At 43.9% G+C, this 18,411-nt stretch carries 16 protein-coding genes; 6 read left to right on the top strand and 10 right to left on the bottom strand.

Going from position 1 to position 18,411, the window contains the following annotated elements:
* Positions 1 to 53 precede the first annotated feature (53 nt).
* Positions 54 to 287 (bottom strand): DUF3389 domain-containing protein, encoded by a 234-nt coding sequence (locus UF05_RS08390; protein ID WP_005455381.1) that lies wholly within the window; start codon positions 285 to 287, stop codon positions 54 to 56.
* Positions 288 to 330: 43 nt separating this feature from the next.
* Entirely contained in the window at positions 331 to 765 is a 435-nt protein-coding gene (locus UF05_RS08385; protein ID WP_015313225.1) for a hotdog fold thioesterase, read from the bottom strand.
* 204 nt (positions 766 to 969) lie between these two features.
* Here UF05_RS08385 and UF05_RS08380 point away from each other — a divergent pair, with 204 nt between their 5' ends.
* Positions 970 to 1,758 carry a M48 family metallopeptidase gene (locus tag UF05_RS08380; RefSeq protein WP_079856327.1) on the top strand — a complete coding sequence of 263 codons (789 nt, stop codon included), beginning with the start codon at positions 970 to 972 and terminating at the stop codon, positions 1,756 to 1,758.
* Between the two features lie 84 nt (positions 1,759 to 1,842).
* Here UF05_RS08380 and UF05_RS08375 read toward each other — a convergent pair whose 3' ends face one another.
* Positions 1,843 to 2,925 (bottom strand): site-2 protease family protein, encoded by a 1,083-nt coding sequence (locus UF05_RS08375; RefSeq protein WP_029813420.1) that lies wholly within the window; start codon positions 2,923 to 2,925, stop codon positions 1,843 to 1,845.
* 358 nt (positions 2,926 to 3,283) lie between these two features.
* On the opposite strand from UF05_RS08375, the gene UF05_RS08370 reads away from it, so the two are divergent.
* The 3 genes from UF05_RS08370 to UF05_RS08360 all read left to right on the top strand — a co-directional run bounded on the left by UF05_RS08370 (position 3,284) and on the right by UF05_RS08360 (position 7,791).
* Positions 3,284 to 4,525: an outer membrane protein transport protein gene (locus UF05_RS08370; RefSeq protein WP_045546032.1), complete on the top strand. Its 1,242-nt coding sequence runs from the start codon at positions 3,284 to 3,286 to the stop codon at positions 4,523 to 4,525.
* 21 nt (positions 4,526 to 4,546) lie between these two features.
* Positions 4,547 to 6,955 carry a VolA/Pla-1 family phospholipase gene (locus tag UF05_RS08365; RefSeq protein ID WP_045546031.1) on the top strand — a complete coding sequence of 803 codons (2,409 nt, stop codon included), beginning with the start codon at positions 4,547 to 4,549 and terminating at the stop codon, positions 6,953 to 6,955.
* A gap of 278 nt (positions 6,956 to 7,233) precedes the next feature.
* Positions 7,234 to 7,791, top strand: coding sequence for a PhnA domain-containing protein (locus tag UF05_RS08360; RefSeq protein WP_005455388.1), 558 nt, complete (start codon positions 7,234 to 7,236; stop codon positions 7,789 to 7,791).
* Between the two features lie 161 nt (positions 7,792 to 7,952).
* Here UF05_RS08360 and UF05_RS08355 read toward each other — a convergent pair whose 3' ends face one another.
* The 3 genes from UF05_RS08355 to UF05_RS08340 all read right to left on the bottom strand — a co-directional run bounded on the left by UF05_RS08355 (position 7,953) and on the right by UF05_RS08340 (position 11,711).
* Positions 7,953 to 8,144 carry a hypothetical protein gene (locus tag UF05_RS08355; RefSeq protein WP_005451745.1) on the bottom strand — a complete coding sequence of 64 codons (192 nt, stop codon included), beginning with the start codon at positions 8,142 to 8,144 and terminating at the stop codon, positions 7,953 to 7,955.
* Positions 8,145 to 8,423: 279 nt separating this feature from the next.
* Positions 8,424 to 9,443 (bottom strand): TerC/Alx family metal homeostasis membrane protein, encoded by a 1,020-nt coding sequence (locus tag UF05_RS08350; RefSeq protein WP_045546030.1) that lies wholly within the window; start codon positions 9,441 to 9,443, stop codon positions 8,424 to 8,426.
* 525 nt (positions 9,444 to 9,968) lie between these two features.
* The gene (locus tag UF05_RS08340; protein ID WP_045546029.1) at positions 9,969 to 11,711 is read right to left on the bottom strand and encodes a bifunctional metallophosphatase/5'-nucleotidase; all 1,743 of its coding nucleotides are present in this window, start codon (positions 11,709 to 11,711) and stop codon (positions 9,969 to 9,971) included.
* A gap of 271 nt (positions 11,712 to 11,982) precedes the next feature.
* Between UF05_RS08340 and UF05_RS08335 the strand changes: the two genes are divergently transcribed.
* The gene (locus UF05_RS08335) at positions 11,983 to 13,617 is read left to right on the top strand and encodes an ATP-dependent endonuclease (protein ID WP_025633127.1); all 1,635 of its coding nucleotides are present in this window, start codon (positions 11,983 to 11,985) and stop codon (positions 13,615 to 13,617) included.
* 195 nt (positions 13,618 to 13,812) lie between these two features.
* Here the strand turns inward: UF05_RS08335 and UF05_RS08330 are convergent, their stop codons facing one another.
* Together UF05_RS08330 and UF05_RS08325 are read right to left on the bottom strand one after the other, a co-directional pair.
* Positions 13,813 to 14,295 carry a DUF1097 domain-containing protein gene (locus UF05_RS08330; RefSeq protein WP_043036141.1) on the bottom strand — a complete coding sequence of 161 codons (483 nt, stop codon included), beginning with the start codon at positions 14,293 to 14,295 and terminating at the stop codon, positions 13,813 to 13,815.
* Between the two features lie 267 nt (positions 14,296 to 14,562).
* Positions 14,563 to 15,468 carry a LysR substrate-binding domain-containing protein gene (locus UF05_RS08325; protein ID WP_005498809.1) on the bottom strand — a complete coding sequence of 302 codons (906 nt, stop codon included), beginning with the start codon at positions 15,466 to 15,468 and terminating at the stop codon, positions 14,563 to 14,565.
* A gap of 264 nt (positions 15,469 to 15,732) precedes the next feature.
* Between UF05_RS08325 and focA the strand changes: the two genes are divergently transcribed.
* Positions 15,733 to 17,184: a formate transporter FocA gene (gene focA / locus UF05_RS08320; protein WP_045546028.1), complete on the top strand. Its 1,452-nt coding sequence runs from the start codon at positions 15,733 to 15,735 to the stop codon at positions 17,182 to 17,184.
* Positions 17,185 to 17,303: 119 nt separating this feature from the next.
* On the opposite strand, the gene UF05_RS08315 is transcribed toward focA, so the two are convergent.
* Together UF05_RS08315 and UF05_RS08310 are read right to left on the bottom strand one after the other, a co-directional pair.
* Complete coding sequence (locus tag UF05_RS08315) at positions 17,304 to 17,873, bottom strand: YceI family protein (RefSeq protein ID WP_045546027.1); 570 nt, start codon at positions 17,871 to 17,873, stop codon at positions 17,304 to 17,306.
* Positions 17,870 to 18,409 carry a cytochrome b gene (locus UF05_RS08310; RefSeq protein WP_045546026.1) on the bottom strand — a complete coding sequence of 180 codons (540 nt, stop codon included), beginning with the start codon at positions 18,407 to 18,409 and terminating at the stop codon, positions 17,870 to 17,872. Before UF05_RS08310 ends, UF05_RS08315 begins: the two co-directional genes overlap by 4 nt.
* Positions 18,410 to 18,411 lie beyond the last annotated feature (2 nt).

The raw sequence follows: 18,411 nt of genomic DNA, 5'->3' as shown, positions 1-18,411 counted from the left end.
AATAAGTCAAGTTTCCTCATTTTTATGAAAAAGTGCAAATATGAAGGGGTAAATTATTGAATATCGATACCAATTTCTTGTGCGAGTTGGATAAGTTGTTCCTCATTATCCAATTTTATTGACCATTTGCATTCGGCCCCATGGGCTAACACAACATTTGCGCCACGACCAAGAAGTTGAAGTGCATCGGTTTGTGCTTGCAATGTGACCATTGCCTCACCCGTTAGTTTGATGACGATTTCACGCTGCGTCGCGATAATTTTACCTAATGAAAACTCGATAACCATGTTCTGCCTTTGGGTGTATCTCTGCTGATTGATGAACGTCGAATTAAGCCAATTTTGTTTTTTGTTGCTTCACAGCAATCGTTAGACGGCTAGTACACACCAAGCGATCACGTTCGTCTGTAATTTCAATCTGCCAAACTTGAGTCGAAACACCAAGGTGAATAGGTTTTGCGGTACCGATAACATAACCACTGCGCATTGCTCGTACATGGTTTGCGTTGATATCTAAACCTACGCAGTAGTTACCTTCACTCACGCAAAAGTTTGCGGCAATGGAACCTAATGTTTCTGCTAGCACGACGGATGCACCACCATGCAACATACCTAGCGGTTGGTGAGTAAAACTGCACACTGGCATCGTTGCACTTAATGAATCATCCGTGAAGTTGGTGTACTCGATTTGTAGGTGCTCCATCATGGTATTTCTTGATGTAGCGTTAAGGATGTCCAAACTGATCGGCTTTTTCCAAATACTCATTTTTCGCTCTTACTGTTTGCAGGTTGAGACTGCTTATTCATATTTATGCCAAGCGCTTAGCATAGTCTCTATTGCTGCGACACTTCAAGACAAAACGCGCTAGCCCTCAACTCTACAATCACACTTACCTCGCCTATGCATCTTGTCATCATTTGGGTATATACTACTGGTTCAAAACAAGAATTAGTGAATATGGAGCCACTTATGAAGGTATGGATTAAAGCCTCTGCTCTCTTGACCTTAGCAGGCTTAACTGCGTGCAGCGCCTCACCAACTGGTCGAAATCAAATACTGATGTTTTCAGATCAAGAAATGTCATCACTTGGTGCAAAATCCTTTGATCAAATGAAGAAGGATATTCCAATCAGTAAAGATAAAAAGACCAACGCTTACGTACAATGCGTAGCTAAGCAGATCACCAATGCCATTCCACCTCAAGCGGGTTTCAAAGATTGGGAGGTCGTGGTGTTTGATAGTGACCAAGTCAATGCGTTTGCGTTGCCAGGCGGAAAAATTGGTGTTTACACTGGCCTTCTCAAGGTAGCGAAAAACCAAGATCAGTTGGCAACGGTTATCGGGCACGAAGTGGCGCACGTTTTAGCAGAACACAGTAACGAGCGGTTGTCTCAAAGCCAATTGGCCAATGCTGGGCTGTCGTTAGCTAATGTGGCAATTGGCGCATCTGAATACAAACAATATCAACAGCTCACTATGGCCGCGTTAGGTGTTGGTGTGCAGTACGGCGTGATTCTCCCTTATGGAAGAACGCAAGAGTCTGAAGCGGATATCGTTGGCTTAGAGTACATGGCGAAAGCTGGATTCAATCCTAATCAAAGCGTCGAGCTGTGGAAAAACATGAGTGCAGCATCAGGTGGAGCGCAGCCGCCGGAATTTTTCTCTACTCACCCTTCTCACAGTACGCGAATCAAAGACTTACAGGCAACCATCAACAAGTTGCCGAAGTACAATGTGAAAGCACCGAAATGTGGTTAGAAAGCGTATAACCCTACAAAAGTCTGATACAAAAAAGCTCCTACTTAAGGAGCTTTTTCGTTATTTGTGTGTTGAGAACTTTCGTTAAGTTCCAAGAATTTGCAAAGGTAAGCTGAGTAAGCTGTCACCCAGCCCCGCGAAATACCAAATAATCCCAACAAAACCACCAACGGATGCTAAATACCAAACCAATGAGAACAATTGACCGTAGCGAGTGAGTGGCAGCAAGTGGCTGTGATGTCTTGCACGCCATTCCATGACCACTTCCAGCATCCCCATCATCAGTAAGAATCCGAGCAGCGTTAAACCAAATGAATAGCTGAGCGCAATACCAAGTAGTGCTGTAACAATGCTGCCCGCCAACCCAATCCAAGTATTCATCGAGAAAGTAATACTCTTTAGAACATGGCCACCATCTAACGGTAAGATCGGCAGCAAGTTAAAGAGGTTTAGCAGCGCGTTAAACACAGCAAGACCAGCGAATATCATTTCGCCTGTCATCCAATAAAGCAGAGTAAACACAATGCTTAAAACCAATCCAAAGAAAGGCCCCATGATAGAAATGACGACATCTTGCCAACGCGTGTTTATTTTCTCGTCACTTAAAGCCAAGCCACCTAGAAACGGGATCAAGTAAATGCCCTTGGTTTTCATACCGAAATACTTCATCGCTTTGATATGCCCATATTCGTGGAACATAAGACAAGCGATAAGAGCCAGAGCAAACTCAATAGAAAACAACCATGAATAGGCAGCTAAACTTGCTGACGCCAGCGCAACTTTAATCACTTTCGCGCTTTTTAAGGCTTTCATACCTAAGGAAAAAATACCGATGACACTCAAGCGCTTTTCTGATGGCGGCGCGACCTGTGGCACCTGCCTTTCAATATCTTTTTCGTTTCTTGAACCTTCCGTAATTAGCTCACCGTTAACGGTGGCGCGATAGGTCAGATCAAAAGGTTGCCAATCCAATGTGCAGTCTAATTGGCAAAGCAAAACCTCTTCTCCAGCACTCAGCTTAAATTGATGCGTGTAAGTTTCTGTTTTCTTTTCGCTCGCATCAATTTGAGAAACTAGAGTGTTGTCCCAGTACAATTGCTGCCATCCCGCCATCGAACCTTCTAATCTTAACGGGCGACCTAAAAATTCAGTGTGTAGTAATTCCAACGCGATTCCTAATGCGATAACCACAAAGGTCGAATTATGCCTCTTATAACAAGTGACATCAAAGCATGTGAACTCAAGATTTGAAGGTTATTTAATCATAAGATTTGCAAAACAATTCTGGTCGTACCATTTCTACAAAAAATATAACGATAATACATGCCCTTACGAGCAGGCGTTTGACGTATGCATCAAATTTAAAACGCCAAATACGCTCAAACTTTGACAAGTTATTAAACATACAATTAACATTGCGTTTACATCACAGTTGTATTTCAATGCAATCACAACTGCTGTTTAGTACCACACAACAATTACAAGGACTTCGGTCCAGCATAATGACACCCTAGGAGGGTCAAGGATGAACAAGAAGCACTGCTCTCTGCTGACAATTTCAATATTGTTTGCGTGTAATGCCCATTCAGCGGGCTTTCAGGTTGCTGAACACTCGGCATCTGGTCTTGGTCGAGCATTCTCAGGTGAAGGGGCTGTAGCAGACAATGCCAGCGTCCTTGCACGTAACCCAGCGGCAATGACTCTTTTCAAAGAAGCTCAGTTTTCTGGCGCACTTTCTATCGTTGATCCTGAAGTCAACGTTTACGATACGCTTCATAAAGAGCAATCTGATGACGTAGCACCACTGCAAGTGGTCCCTGCGGGTTATTACATCAGCCCAATCAATGACAACTGGGCTTGGGGTATCGGTATGTTCACCACTTACGGTGTTGCAACAGATTATCCAGATGATATTTCTGCGGGTGATATGGCTGGCGACACCTCGCTACTTTCGGTCAACATCAACCCAAACATTGCTTACCGCATCAACGAAAAATTTAGTGTTGGTGGCGGCATCAACTTAGTTTATGCAGAAGCAGAACTGACACGTCATAAAGGTGCGTTGGCGCCGCTATTTGGTTCTGGTAGCAGTAAATCCGATAACCTAATTGGCATGGAAGGTGAGACTTTCGCATGGGGTTGGAACGTCGGTGCCCTATTTGAACTTAACGAAAACAACCGTTTTGGCTTTGGCTACCGTTCTAAAGTCGATCTAGATTTTGATGATGGTGAATTCAGCAGCTACGACTCTGGCATCGCAACCGCAGCAAAAGTCGATGGTCGTTTGAAGATTTCGCTTCCTTCTATTATCGAACTATCTGCATTCCATCAATTGAACGACCAATGGGCGATTCATTACGGTTGGCAACAAACTGACTGGAGCACTTTTAAAGAACTAAAAGCGACCAGTAATGAATGTAAAGGCGGCGTATGTTTCTTCAAACCAGAAAAGTATGAAGACAACAACCGTTACTCTGTAGGTGCAACTTACACGCTAAACACAGAGTGGACATTCCGCGCAGGCTTGGCTTATGACGAGCAAGCGGGTGAAGCAACATTGAGTATCCCTGATAGTGACCGTATGTGGTACAGCGCGGGTCTAACGTATGCAATGAATGACAACCTATCGTTTGATGCTGGTTTTGCATTGGTACAAAGTGAGTCGGGCTCTTTCACTGAGACTAACGCAGCAGGTCAAGAAATTAAGTTTGATTCAGAAGGTACGGCATACATCAGTGCAGTACAGATGAACTACACCTTCAAATAATAGGATTCTCGGAGTAACCCAATGAAACATACGTTTAAACTATCACTGCTTTGTTCTGCGATCCTACTTGCAGGTTGTGGCGACAACACATCAAGCTCAGGCACAACAGATAAAGTAACGTTTGAATCGGAAGTTCAAGCATTGCTAGATCGTGGCACTTCAATTAGCTTTACTATCCAAGGTGCAAACGCAGACGTACCTGCCCCTTCTTACCTACTTATGGATACGTCAGATGGTACGCTTGGTCTGCCAACTAACGGTGATGATGCCCTTACTAATCCACGCGCATCAATGAACACAATGGACGGTTGGTCAACGTCTATGCCTATCGTTTTGAACTTTAACGGCGATGGCTTCGCTCCTGGCATGTTGGCTTCTGGCGTTAAAGTTATCAAAATCAACCAGCGTTTGACGGAATGGGACGGAAAAACTAACCCGATTTCAAAAGTCCTTGTTCAGAACCAAGATTACGTTGTTCAAGCCAATGGTAAATCTCTTTATGTTCAGTTTGCCGATTCTCTTGATGAATCCAGCGAATACATTTTCGCGGTCACGCAAGACGTAACCGACGTTAATGGCGAGCCTATTGGCACCTCTTCAAGCTACGCGGTGGCAAAGAGCAAACAAGTTAAGTACGAATCAGGCGATCTTGCATCCGTACAAGCGGTAACAGAAGCTGTCGAAGGTATTTTTGGTCTAGCGCAAGTCAACCCAGCTGATATTGTCTACTCATCATGGTTCAGCACTCAATCTGTAGGTGACACGTTAGCGGCTGTTAAAGGTGTTACTGCGACAGGTTTTGCTACTGGCGCGAACACGCTAAATGCCATTTACAAAAATGATACTAACGAGAATGCTGTCGACCTTTCTACTGCGTACACAATGGTGCTTGGTGAGACACAAGACTTTATGACAGCGTTAGATTCGGACAGTGACTTTAATAAATACGTCAGTGACCTAGATGCAGCGAAAAGCGCGATTAAAGGTCTTTACCTGCAATCTGGCGCGAGTGTGAATGTTACTCAGGGTCAAGTAAGACTGCCACACTACCTTGAAAAAGGCGCAAACTGGAACATGCAACCGATGGTGTCTGCGATGCCAAGCCTAGCGAAGCTAAACGCAGCACTTACCGATCCAGCAGAACAAGCGAACATGGTTCAGCAACTTTCTTCTGGCGTTTTCGCAAGCTCTCCTGTAGACGTTAGCAAGCTGGCAACAGATCCAACAGAGCAGCTAAAACTGGTAGGCTCGAAACTGTACTTAAACGACGGCACACAGCTGGATAGTGAGCGAGTTATTACTCGTTACTCTCCTGTTCCTGAGGTTAAGTCTTTAGAAAATGTCGAGTTCTTACTGTTTACTCCTCAAAATGGTGTAGCGAAAGACGTGGTGATCTACCAACACGGTATCACCTCAGCGAAAGAAAACGCGTATGCATTTGCTTTTAATATGGTGCAGGCTGGCGTAGCTGTTATCGCTATCGATCTTCCAATCCACGGTACACGTAGCCTAGACGAACAACGATCGGCAAATGCGAACGTTCTTGCTTACTTGAACCTTTCTAACCTTGCTGTAGCGCGTGATAACCTTCGTCAAAGCGTGCTGGATGTATTGGGCTTACGTGCTAGTTTAGTAGTATCAGAGCAAGGCGGCCTATTGGCTGGAGGCCCTCTTCAAGGTTTTAACCCGATGATGGGCTCTCAAGTGAAAATGCTAGGTCACTCACTAGGCGGTATTGTTGGTACGTCTGCGGTTGCTGTTGCAAACAACACGCTAGGTAGCCCTACTGCTGATGCATTGTATACATTTAGCGCGGCCTCTATTCAGAACTCTGGTGGCCAAATCGGCAATCTATTGTTGGGTTCTTCAGACTTTGGTCCGCAAATCAAGCACAACCTTGCTTATGCAGCATCAACGGATTACAAGTCTTACGCTGACGCGCAATGTGCTCAGTTAGATGACAAAGCATGTTACGAGGTCTTTGAAGGTTTAGCGACGCCGGAACAGCTTGCAGCTCTGAGTGCTGGTTTCTCACAGTTCATCTACGCAGCGCAAACCACGCTTGATACTGTAGATCCATTTACTAATGCCGCAGACCTAGTTGCTTCAGGCACTCTAACTACACCATTCTTGATGACAGAAGTTGAAGGTGATAAGACGGTACCGAATAACGTTGCGAACGCTCCATTTGCAGGTACAGAGCCGTTAGCCAAGAAATTGGGCTTAACTGAGGTTAATAGCTTAAATACAGCGGTCGCTGCGACGTCAAGCTTTGTTCAATTCAACGCTATTGCTTCACACAGTACGTTTGCGTCGCCATCAGGCACACTTGCCGATGTCAATCATCATGCTGAAATGCAAAAAGAAAACGCAGACTTCTTGATGGACAACGCATTGAGTGATGTTTCAGATACAACAGTACTGAAATAATCGACCATTCATCCATCGAAAAAACCCAGCTTAGGCTGGGTTTTTTATTTTTCGCACTCAAAATAGTGTTGAATAATTCACACAACAATTCATAACTCAAGGTAATTGACCACTTCTTTTATATTCCAAATATTATTTATTTAGCGATTGTTTTACATCTTTCACCTAATCAGGTTGGAATATTGTAAAATCTCGGCTTTAATTCGCTAACACCCTTTTATTTCTCAGGATAAAGTGGATAATACCGCCACAAAATAACATTACTAAGGTGAGTCCTTATGTCTATCGAAGCTACTCTGCTTGCACGCTGCGAGTCAAAATGTGAACTGTGTTCATCTGAATCTCCATTAACTGCTTACGCTGTACCACCACACGGTAACGTAACAGTTGATACCGCTATCATGGTATGTGACAAATGCCACAGCGAGATCGAAGAACCTAAAGACATTAACCATTGGCGTTGTCTGAACGAAAGCATGTGGAGCCAGGTTCCTGCGGTACAAGTAACTGCATGGCGCCAACTAACTCGCCTAAACTCTGAAAGCTGGGCTCAAGACGCTCTTGACATGATGTACATGGAAGAAGAGCAAAAGAACTGGGCAATGACAGGTATGTCTGCTGATGACAAAACTGTTGACTGCAACGGCACTGAACTTAAGAAAGGTGACGATGTAACAGTAATCAAAGATCTACCAGTTAAAGGTACAAACCAAGTAATTAAGCAAGGTACTGTGATTCGCGGTATCAGCCTTGGTGATGACCCTAAACTGATTTCAGGTAAGGCAAACGGTGGTCAGTCAATGTACGTGATCGCAGAGTACTGCCGTAAGAAGTAATTTTAGTTACTTTTGTATAAAACGGGGTTCCAGTTGGAACCCCGTTTTTGTTTGTGCTTCGGAAGGCCCCCTAACCCATGCGTTTGAATCAGGTCCATTTGAAACAGCAAATACAAAAATGCCAGCGACTAAGCTGGCATTATTTTTTCACAGTGTTCAGATTAACGGTACATACCGATATCTTTTTGAATGTGAGCTGACAAATCTTCTGCGTAGTAGCTGCGAGGAGCAGAGTTATCTACAAAAAGAATGTCGAGTAAGTGAGCAATCAATCCTTTGAAGTTAACCGCGTAGGTTTTCTTATCCATAGAGGTTGGTAAAGCTACATTTGTCATTTGCATTGCTTGTGCCATGATTGCCTCTCTTTAAAAGCAGTAATATGTTTTGTTGGTTGTATAGTAGTCACTTCCTCACTGTTTAAAAAATGACAAAATTTGACCAACCAAATTAGTTTTTCTAATAAAACAAATCATTCACATTGCTACAAGCTAGAAATGTCCACTTTTTGCATAAAAATTCAAAAGCCACCTACTTTGCTTGAATAACTTGGAGTTACAGGGATAACTCCAAGCTTTTAAGTAACAAATCTTTAACAAATCAATACTAAAAATATCTTTTCAAAAATCCGGTTATCAATATTTTTGATTAGTAATATTAACTCGAGAACGACTGTTTTCTTTGTTCTTATACACCGACGCAACTACCGCGGAAGTCATTACTAGAATCAAGAACGTCAACGACCAAATCGTTGGGATTTCGTATTCCGTTCCGACCAATAGCATCTTCACACCGATAAACATCATGATCACAGAGAGCGCAGGTTTTAAGTAGATAAACTTGTCCAGCATCGCTTGCAGCACGAAGTACAGCGAGCGTAAGCCTAACAACGCGAATACGTTAGCCGCTAACACCAAGAATGGCTCGCGAGTGACCGCAAAAATAGCCGGAATTGAATCGAGTGCAAACATCACATCCATCACGGCGATCACGCCTACTACAATTAACATTGGCGTCGCAACCCACTTCCCTGCTTGCTTCAAGAACATATGATTGCCTTGATAATCATCTGTTACAGGCAGCAATTTACGAATCACTTGCTCTGGGTATGGGTTCACTTCTTCCTCTTCACCTTTGTCGCGAGCAAGCTTAATGCCTGTCCAGATTAGGAACGCCGCAAATAGGTAGAGTACCCAATGGTATTGGGCGAGAAGCTGCGCGCCGACAGCAATCATAATTGCACGCAGAAGCAACGCGCCAATCACACCCCACAGCAACGCGCGAGGACGAAGATGCTCTGGCACTTTGTATTGGGCAAATATGATGGCGAAGACAAATAAGTTATCAACGCTTAACGACTTTTCGAGCAAGTAACCAGTTAGGAATGACACGGTCGCTTTCTCATTGCTGTAAGCACTATGAGGAGCGTAAACGTCCCAAAAGAAATAGATGGAACCTGCAAAAAGAAACGCGAGTAAGAACCAGAATATGCTCCAAACGATGGCTTTTTGCATCGTAATGGCACCGCCTCGGGTTTGATAGATATCAAGCGCAACCAAAACGAGTGTGAAAAGGCCGAATGCACCATACATTGTCAGTGATTCTTGAAATAGAACAGATTGGCTTAACTGGGTGGTATTTTCGATAAGAGACATGCTTCCTCCCACACGGAAGGACAGCAGGGTTTGGTGACCTTCCGCAAACAATACAAACCAGCAGTCACATTACCCATGTGTCTGCTAATCAATGAATGCGTTGGTCTCGTTGAAGTGCCAAGATTGAATGTTCAATCAGACACCTTTACTTACCGGATAAGCGATCGCTTAACGAGATGACGATAAGTAAACTTGCGCTAACTACTCCCCAAACGCCGCCATCATACGCCTGATCATTCTGATTTCCAACAAAAATTCCCTATCAATAAAATCAATGCATTTAATCGCCAGCAGTCCATCAAGCATGTGAATATAAAGAAAAAGGAGCACTGACCAGTGCTCCCTCTTATTGCTCTTTGTTCTTTATAGCCCATTTAGCGGCACAAAATACACAAGCATGGACCAAGCGGCTACCCACGCAATGACCACCGCGGCGTCTGCCCAGTCTTTTTTCCACATACTTTCCACCCACCCTCTCACTCGCATGTAGTGTGGAAAGTACAGCAAAATCAATACCAAGAATGATTAACGATTTTGTTGAGAGTAAAGTTTGTGACTTTCGTTCAAACAGTTAGGCTCATCTGTAAGTAGTTCAATAAAGCAATCTGCCATTGATAAGTTACTCACACAACCCTCGCCTTTCATATCAAGCAGGGCTTCATAGCCTTCTTTGCCTTTCATCGTGTAAGCCGAAGAGCTGCCACGATACCAAGTGTCATCATCAACCTTTACCCATCGGTATCCATCAAATATTTCTAATCGTTGGACTCTCTCACCTTTTGGCGCATCGGCTTGATAGTCAAAGTTCAGATTGTACGTATATGGGTAACTGCCTGACCCAGTACCTTCTACGCCGTTGTTTAGTGCGTTATTGATTGCACCTTCTAGAGCTCGACGAATAACCGCACCTTTCACATCGTAAAACCCGATCGGTACGGCAAAAGGCAATAATCGTCCGGCAACATCTGCCACTGTAATATCACCTGGATTGAGTGAAGTACGAACGCCACCTGCATTATGAATTGCAAATTGAACGTTGTGCCCGCGTTTATTTAAACTATGAAGGAAAGAACGAGCGACCGCACCGGCAAGTTCACTTCCGCCTAGCTCATCCGGAATACGGACATGACGCTTTTTGCTTTCCACATGAGCGATCACCTGCGATTGCAAGGCACGCACGCGAGGTATGTATTTATCTCTCAAAATAGCTTGAGTTTCTGGGTGTTTCTTACAGACCACAACATTTGGTTGGCCGTGAATAAAATCACAAGCGGTTTCAAATACGCCTTGGTCCAATTGTTGATTCAATGTTGAATCCCAGAAAATACGGCGCCCTAACAGTAATTCATTTTGACCATTCAACATGGTTGCTTGGCCATTCTCGTCAAACTCAAGCACACAATGGCCCATGGTCAGAGCATGAAAACCGGCTTGCACAACGTAGGTTCCATTTACTTTGATACCATAAGGATCATCTTCACCCAAACCAATCGCAGTAAAGTCACCTTGCAAACGGTGGCTATGACCACCCACGATGATACCGATGCCTTCTACTTGCTCTGCAAGTTCTAAGTCGCCCTCGTAACCAAGATGACTAAGCAAGATAATGTTTTTGATTCCATCGTTGTGAATTTGTGCGACTGTCTCTTTCGCGGTTTCAATTGCAGTCATAAATGGCGTATCGGCGTCAGGGTTTGCTATATCGCTCATTTTATCGATGGACAAACCAAAAATAGCGACTTTTACACCGTTAAACTCTTTCACAAGGTATTGCGCACTGCGTGAATCCGGTTGATAGCTCAGTACGTTGTTACAGTCGCTTAGTCGATGCGCTTTGTTTTTTGACTCATTGGACAGATCCCAGTTGCCTGCGAGCAGCGGAAAATTGGTACGCTGACAAAATAGTGCAACCGGTTCGTTCCCCATGTCGAGCTCGTGGTTTCCCAATGCCATGGCATCAATATTCAAGGCGTTCAACAAATCGGCGTTCGCTTTACCTTTAAATAAGGAAAAATAGAGCGTGCCTTGGAAGCAGTCGCCAGCATGAAGGAACAACATTCCCTGCCCTTGACGCTGTGCATCATCACGTAGCTGTTCAACTCGAGTCGCAATTCGTGAGAATCCTCCCGCACTAACATAAGGTTCTAATATGAGGTCTTTGTTGATTTTGAGTTTTAGCTGTAATGACGTTGGCTCAAAGTAGGAATGAGTGTCATTGATGTGTGCCAGTTTGATTCTTACTGGCTTATGATTTTTATTCATTTTCATCTTCTCTCTTTTCATTCCTTATAATAATAAGAAGTGAATCATGACAGAATCATGAATTTTATGAAACTGTGAATTTTTGATTTCACGTTTACGTGATCATGATGCTGTCTGTCGTTCAATTGAAAGCAACTTACGCTTGTCGCGGTCTCTATTCAATAGGAGGCTCTCGTAATTTTGTGAACTGAGCTTAACTCAAAAATTTCGAATTCATATATGCTTAGGAGTAGCAAAATAACTCTCTATAATTCAAATAATTGCAAGGAGGATTGAGATGAGACTAGAACGCATCGAAATCTCCGGGTTTAGAGGCATCAAACGCCTTTCACTCTCTTTTGATGAACTCACTACCCTCATTGGTGAGAATACGTGGGGCAAATCTTCATTGCTCGACGCCCTATCTATTGCGTTACCAGCCAACGGAAGTCTATATGAGTTCGAACTGAAAGATTTCCACGTCGACTACTCCATTTCTCACCCTCAGTCTCAACACATCCAAATTATTGTCTGCTTCAAAGCACAAGATAAACATGAAGCAAACGCTGGTCGTTATCGCCGCATCAAACCCGCTTGGTGCACAACAGAAGATGGTGAACATGTCATTTATTATCGAATCAGTGCCTCTCGCGTTGCTCATGACATCACAACCAAATACGCGTTTCTTGACCGTGATGGCAAACCGAAACAGATTCACCATTCAGAAAAATTAGCGGTTGAGTTGATGACGTTGCACCCTGTCATTCGATTAAGGGACTCTCGTCGCTTTCCTCGTCCGACACACATTAATGGTGACAGCAAAAACGCGCGTATCGAAAAACGTATCAACAACACCTGTCGACGTTTGTTGGCGATGCCGGGTCACGTAAACAAAGGAGAAATTCGAAGCAGCCTCGATGCCATGAAAACGTTGGTCGAGCACTATTTTGCGTTTCGTAGCATCAGTAAAGGCAACCCTAGAAAGCCGAGAGACGGATTATTCTACACTAGCCCATCTTCTGATAAAGGATTGAGCCAATACCTGAAAGAGACCAACGATAAGCAAAGTCGCTTGCTCTTAATGGGGTTGCTTAATGCATATCTCCAAGCCAAAGGGCCGACGGATTTAAGACGTTGCGCGCGGCCTATTTTGATCATCGAAGATCCAGAAGGTCGTTTACACCCAACGCATTTAGCTCGAGCTTGGTCGTTGCTTCAACTTTTGCCAATGCAAAAAATCTTAACCACGAACAGTGGCAGTTTGCTTGGTTCCGTACCGCTCTACTCCATCCGTAGGCTTATCCGTCTGTCCGACAAAACTATCGCGAAGAGTCTAAACACGTCTAAGTTTGGTGGTGACGAGCTAAGACGAATTGGTTTCCACATTCGTTTTCATCGCGCTGGCGCTTTGTTTGCGCGCTGCTGGCTATTAGTGGAAGGCGAAACTGAGGTTTGGTTGTTTAATGAATTGGCAAGACAATGTGGATACGATCTCGCCGCTGAAGGGGTTCAGATTGTCGAATTTGCACAATCTGGCTTACGTTCATTAATAAAAGTTGCCAAAGAGTTCGGTATCGATTGGCATGTGGTTACCGATGGTGACCCTGCGGGTAAAAAATACGCCCACACAGTAAGAGCGCAGCTTGGGCATGATCAAGAGCGCCATAGGCTCACTGAACTGCCCGATCGGGACATCGAGCATTTTCTTTATAATCATGGTTTCGAGCTTTTCTTTAAGGACATGATCAAAGTCCCTCACGACCATCCAATTCCGGCGAAGAAAGTGGTTAACCGCGTTTTGAAAAAACATGCGAAGCCCGATTTGGCTCTAGCCATTGTGTCTCACTGCGAAGAGAAAGGTATGGAATGTATCCCTGTGCTGTTGCGTTGGACTTTAAAACGCATCGTTACTATGGCAAGCGGGAATACTTAAGCGTTATATATCTATTTACTCGTTTTCCATTTAAATAGTCTTTGGGGATAGCACTGCGCTATCCCCTTAAAATTTAGGCAAAAAAAAAAGCACACTAATTTAGTGTGCTTGTATCAAATATCATTAATTTTGATTAACTGTATTGAGAGGGATAAAGCTCAATACACAGCGGATACAAATTAGATCGGGGGTTCACTACTGTGCTTGCTCAGCGAGCGAAGAAGAAGTAGCGGTTGATTTCGCATGTAACCAAAGTCCTGTTGCTTTCATTAAGTAGCCAAATACGCCACCGAATACAAGCGATGGAACAACAAGTTGCCAATTGCCATCTGCTGCGAATGTCGCGCAAGAACCAATGAAAGTACCAGGAATGTACGCTAGCCAAGCCTGTTTCGCTTGAATACACATGAAAAACGCTACAACAGCTGTGATCACATAACCCAAGATCTCTAAACCTGCGTAAGTGGAGCCATAAATAATTACCATTGCCCAGAATACACCGGTCAAGTTAGTAATTAAGCTTGTCGCTAAACCTTTTAATCCACTCGTTGGAGCTGCGAAGTAGCTTGTACAGCCTAAAAAGCCTGCCCAAGATAAAAGGCCAAGAGAAATGGCAATCCAACCCCAAACGCCGGACAGAATCCCAGTAGTAATAGAGATAGCTAAAAGTGTTGTCATGGTATTCGTACCTGCTCGGCGACTATCGCACCCTTTTGGTTTGATAACTGCCTTCATACATTGAAATCAAGAACCAATACTAGGCACATCGCGCCAGTTTATCGGTGATAATGATCACAACAATATCACCTTTTGTTTCATGTTTTACACAAATTATTTGACGCAACCGATAAATCAACAGATTTAGAAAATAACAAGAACAGAGATGGACGAATAAAAGAAATAAAAAAGGCTCTGCAATGCAGAGCCCATTAAAATTGATAGTACCTATAAGACGGATGGTTTGCCCTTCATCATGCGCAAACCTTCACGCTTGATGCAATCGACCAACGGGTTTTCGGCCATATCCGCACGCCAAATAAAGGACAATGTGCGCTCCATTTTCAGATCTGGTACGTTTAGCGCGACTAAACGTCCAGCCTCAATGTAACGTTCAACATCCAAATATGGCAAACAAGTTAAGTATTGTCCGTTAGCCACCAAGCTGCGCAACACAGGAACGTGTTCATACTCACGCCATACATCTAAATCTTCAATCAAATGATGAATGGAGCTATCAAAGGTTTTACGAGTACCTGAGCCATGCTCACGCAACACCCATTTCGCCTGCTCTAATTGAGCTAAACTGACTGAAGGGTTACGAGCAAAAGGATGATGAGAAGCTGCGACTACAGTAAGGTGGTCACGACACCAGATTTCTTGGTGTAAACGGTTATCGTCACAACGTCCTTCAATAATGCCTAAATCGTATTTGTAATCTAATACTCCATCGATAACCCCTTTCGTACTTTGTACGCCTAGCGAGATTCGCATCTCAGGAAAATCGTTATCAATGATACTGATAAGGTCAGGCACCAAGTGTTCTGCTGGTGTTTGGCTCGCACCAAGACGGATCTCTCCGCTTAACAAATGTTGCTCATAGAATCCCATTTCTATCTGCAAGGCATCTTGCAATAAACGCTTTGCTTTTGGCCTTAACCACATCCCCCAATGTGTTAAGGCCATTTGCTTACCTTGCCTTTCAAATAAAGGCCTGCCAAGCATTTTTTCTAACTGCGCGAGCGACATACTTGTCGCCGATTGTGTCAGAGCCAGTTTGTCTGCGGCCTGGCTTACACTGCCGGTATCTGCAACTGCGTCGAAAACCGCTAATTGCTTAAGAGAGTAGCGCAAAGTGTCCTCCATCATGGGCGAGTATTCCCATACTCTCACAACCTCAAAAACATGCCCCAATAAGCAATAGAGTTCATTTTACTCCGCGCTAAAAACTTATCAAATAATTTGATGAGATTTCTAAATATTATCAATTTTACCTGTACTACTGACCGCCCTATTCTGGATATGCGGTTCGGGAACACCGCAAAACAAAAACAACAATTCATTTTTGAGCTAATAAATCAAGGAGCTTTTTATGGAACCACAAACTAAGGAGTCATTATGGCGGTGACCAGTTCTCAAACTCACCAGGACTTTTCTCCTAAAGAGATGATGGCTGAGGCGGAGAAATTCGCATTAAGTAAAGCAAACAAAACCAGCAGCATTACACTTGGCCTTGCAATAATGGCTGGTGCGTTTATCGGTTTGGCATTTTTGTTTTACATCACAGTGACAACTGGCAGTGCGAATACAGGTTGGGGTTTAAGCCGCTTAGCCGGTGGTATCGCCTTCAGTATGGGGTTAATCCTTATCGTTATTTGCGGTGGTGAGCTGTTTACCAGTTCGGTGCTTTCCAGCATCTCATGGGCAAACAAACAAATCTCTTTCGGCAAAATGTTGTCGATTTGGGGCAAGGTTTACGTGGGTAACTTCATCGGCGCAATGTTTTTGCTTGCTCTTGTGACTGCGGCAGGTTTGTACCAAATGGATGCAGGCCAATGGGGGTTGAATGCTCTTAATATCGCACAACACAAACTGCACCATACATTGCTTCAAGCCTTTGCTTTGGGCGTTCTATGTAACCTACTGGTTTGTCTTGCAATTTGGTTGACGTTTAGTTCTGCAAACGCAATGACGAAAGCGCTTATGACCATTCTTCCAGTTGCGATGTTCGTCAGCAGTGGCTTTGAGCACTGTGTGGCAAACATGTTTATGGTCCCACTAGGCATCGTTATTGCCAATTTTGCCCCTGAATCATTTTGGGCATCTGTTGGTGTACCGGCTTCCCAATATGCGGATTTAAATGTCGCACACTTTATTAGTGCGAACTTAATTCCAGTGACGTTTGGCAACATCGTCGGTGGCGCGGTACTCGTTGGTTTGGCTAACTGGTGTATCTACCGCCGCCCAGAGTTAAAAGCAGCCAATGTTTCATCTATCACAAATACAACTCAGTTATCGTCAGTTAAGGAAATCACAATGAAAAACGCATCTTTCGTAAAGGACATCATGAATCCAAAACCGGTTACACTCAGCGTGGAAATGCCTGTAGCCGCAGCTCTTGATACTCTATTAGACAACAATCTAACAAGCGCACCAGTGGTGGATCTCCACAATCGTTTAGTTGGTTTCTTCTCTGCACACGACGTGATGGTTGAACTGTGGTGTCAAGATTACATCCCAGTGAAAGATCAAAAAGTGGTTGATCTGATGAGTCGTGATGTCGTTGCAATTGATGCTAGCGATCGTTTGGTGGATGTGGTCGAGTTCCTATGCATCGACAAAGAGCAACTATACCCAACAAGCAGCATGGGGATTGCAACTCGTCTAACTTCTCTATCTTTAGAAGAACGAGCGAAAAGCATGAAGGTTAGCAAACCGCAAGTATTGCCGGTTCTTGAAAATGGTCAAATGGTTGGTGTTGTTACTCGCCAAGAAGTCCTTAAAGCCCTACGTCCAGTATTCGGTGAGCGACTAAACCTTGTTGAAGATAAAGCACTAGAAACTGCTTAAACAATAAAGAACGAACGAACAATAACAAAACGCTAATTGTTAGAAACTAACAGCGTTACATGGCACCAATAAAAAAGCGCTCTTGAAACCAAGAGCGCTTTCATTTATTCAAAGCTTAATTACTTCTTCACGCCTTCGATATGCAGTTCCATATCAACGTAGCTCGATGAACCCATTACTGGGATATCGAAATCAGTAAGCTCTAGACGAGTTGTGCCAACAAAACCAGCACGCTCACCACCCCATGGGTCGTTACCTGCGCCAACAAACTCTGCTTCGATAGTAATAGGCTTAGTCACACCGTGTAGCGTTAGATCACCCGTTACGTCTAGCTTACTATTACCTTTATCAACCACTTTCGTGCTCTTAAAAGTCGCTTCGCTGTATTTGCCAGCATCAATAAAATCGCCGCTGCGGATGTGTTTATCACGCTCAGCGTGGTTTGAGTCTAAGCTTGTGGTGTCTACTACTACGTTTACTTTTGAGTCAGCAATGTTTTTTTCATCAAAAGAAAAGTCACCAGAAAAAGTATTAAAACGACCTTTGATGAAGCTGTAACCTAAGTGGCTAACTTTGAAGTTGATAGACGCGTGAGCACCTTTCGTATCGATAACGTAGTCTGCAGCCTGAGCACCTAAAGGCAGTGCCATAGCGATTGCTAGTCCTGTAGCGAAGAGTGACTTTTTCATTTTGAAGCTCCTAACATTTTTCTTAATGTGTTGTCTTTATCGATAAAGTGATGTTTGAGCGCAGCGACAGCGTGTAAACCTGCAATTAGGATCACAGCCCAAGCTGCATAGAAGTGAACTTCACCTGCGATGTCTGATTGACCAGAAAATAATTCTCCTGCGCCGGGTACAGTAAACCAATTGAATACTTCAATACCGCGACCATCAGATGTAGAGATGAGGTAACCTGAAACAAAGATTGTGAGAAGTAATAGATACATCACACCGTGTGCCGCTTTAGCTGCGACGACTTCAAATCGACTGCCTTCTACTTTTGGTGACGCCGTAACATGCTTCCACACGATGCGACCCACAGTAAGAATGACCAGAAGAATACCGACAGAGCGATGATAATGTGGCGCAGTTCGATACCATTCGCTGTAATAGCTAAGGTCGACCATCCACAAACCCACAGCAAACAGACCAATAATGCAAAGCGCAGAAAGCCAGTGCATTACTCGAGCAGGCAGGTTATAGCTTTTTACCAGTGTTTCCATCT

This window comes from Vibrio sp. S457-15, from assembly GCF_000960545.1.
Classification (GTDB): Bacteria; Pseudomonadota; Gammaproteobacteria; order Enterobacterales; family Vibrionaceae; genus Vibrio; species Vibrio parahaemolyticus.
This window is presented reverse-complemented; position numbering and strand designations above follow the sequence as displayed.

What these genes read in the sequence shown, in the direction of transcription:
- UF05_RS08390 (WP_005455381.1), bottom strand. Translation starts at nt 287, where the DNA reads ATGGTTATCGAGTTTTCATTAGGTAAAATTATCGCGACGCAGCGTGAA.
- UF05_RS08380 (WP_079856327.1), top strand. Translation starts at nt 970, where the DNA reads ATGAAGGTATGGATTAAAGCCTCTGCTCTCTTGACCTTAGCAGGCTTA.
- UF05_RS08355 (WP_005451745.1), bottom strand. Translation starts at nt 8,144, where the DNA reads ATGGCACAAGCAATGCAAATGACAAATGTAGCTTTACCAACCTCTATG.
- UF05_RS08350 (WP_045546030.1), bottom strand. Translation starts at nt 9,443, where the DNA reads ATGTCTCTTATCGAAAATACCACCCAGTTAAGCCAATCTGTTCTATTT.
- UF05_RS08365 (WP_045546031.1), top strand. Translation starts at nt 4,547, where the DNA reads ATGAAACATACGTTTAAACTATCACTGCTTTGTTCTGCGATCCTACTT.
- focA (WP_045546028.1), top strand. Translation starts at nt 15,733, where the DNA reads ATGGCGGTGACCAGTTCTCAAACTCACCAGGACTTTTCTCCTAAAGAG.
- UF05_RS08340 (WP_045546029.1), bottom strand. Translation starts at nt 11,711, where the DNA reads ATGAAAATGAATAAAAATCATAAGCCAGTAAGAATCAAACTGGCACAC.
- UF05_RS08310 (WP_045546026.1), bottom strand. Translation starts at nt 18,409, where the DNA reads ATGGAAACACTGGTAAAAAGCTATAACCTGCCTGCTCGAGTAATGCAC.
- UF05_RS08360 (WP_005455388.1), top strand. Translation starts at nt 7,234, where the DNA reads ATGTCTATCGAAGCTACTCTGCTTGCACGCTGCGAGTCAAAATGTGAA.
- UF05_RS08370 (WP_045546032.1), top strand. Translation starts at nt 3,284, where the DNA reads ATGAACAAGAAGCACTGCTCTCTGCTGACAATTTCAATATTGTTTGCG.
- UF05_RS08315 (WP_045546027.1), bottom strand. Translation starts at nt 17,873, where the DNA reads ATGAAAAAGTCACTCTTCGCTACAGGACTAGCAATCGCTATGGCACTG.
- UF05_RS08385 (WP_015313225.1), bottom strand. Translation starts at nt 765, where the DNA reads ATGAGTATTTGGAAAAAGCCGATCAGTTTGGACATCCTTAACGCTACA.
- UF05_RS08335 (WP_025633127.1), top strand. Translation starts at nt 11,983, where the DNA reads ATGAGACTAGAACGCATCGAAATCTCCGGGTTTAGAGGCATCAAACGC.
- UF05_RS08330 (WP_043036141.1), bottom strand. Translation starts at nt 14,295, where the DNA reads ATGACAACACTTTTAGCTATCTCTATTACTACTGGGATTCTGTCCGGC.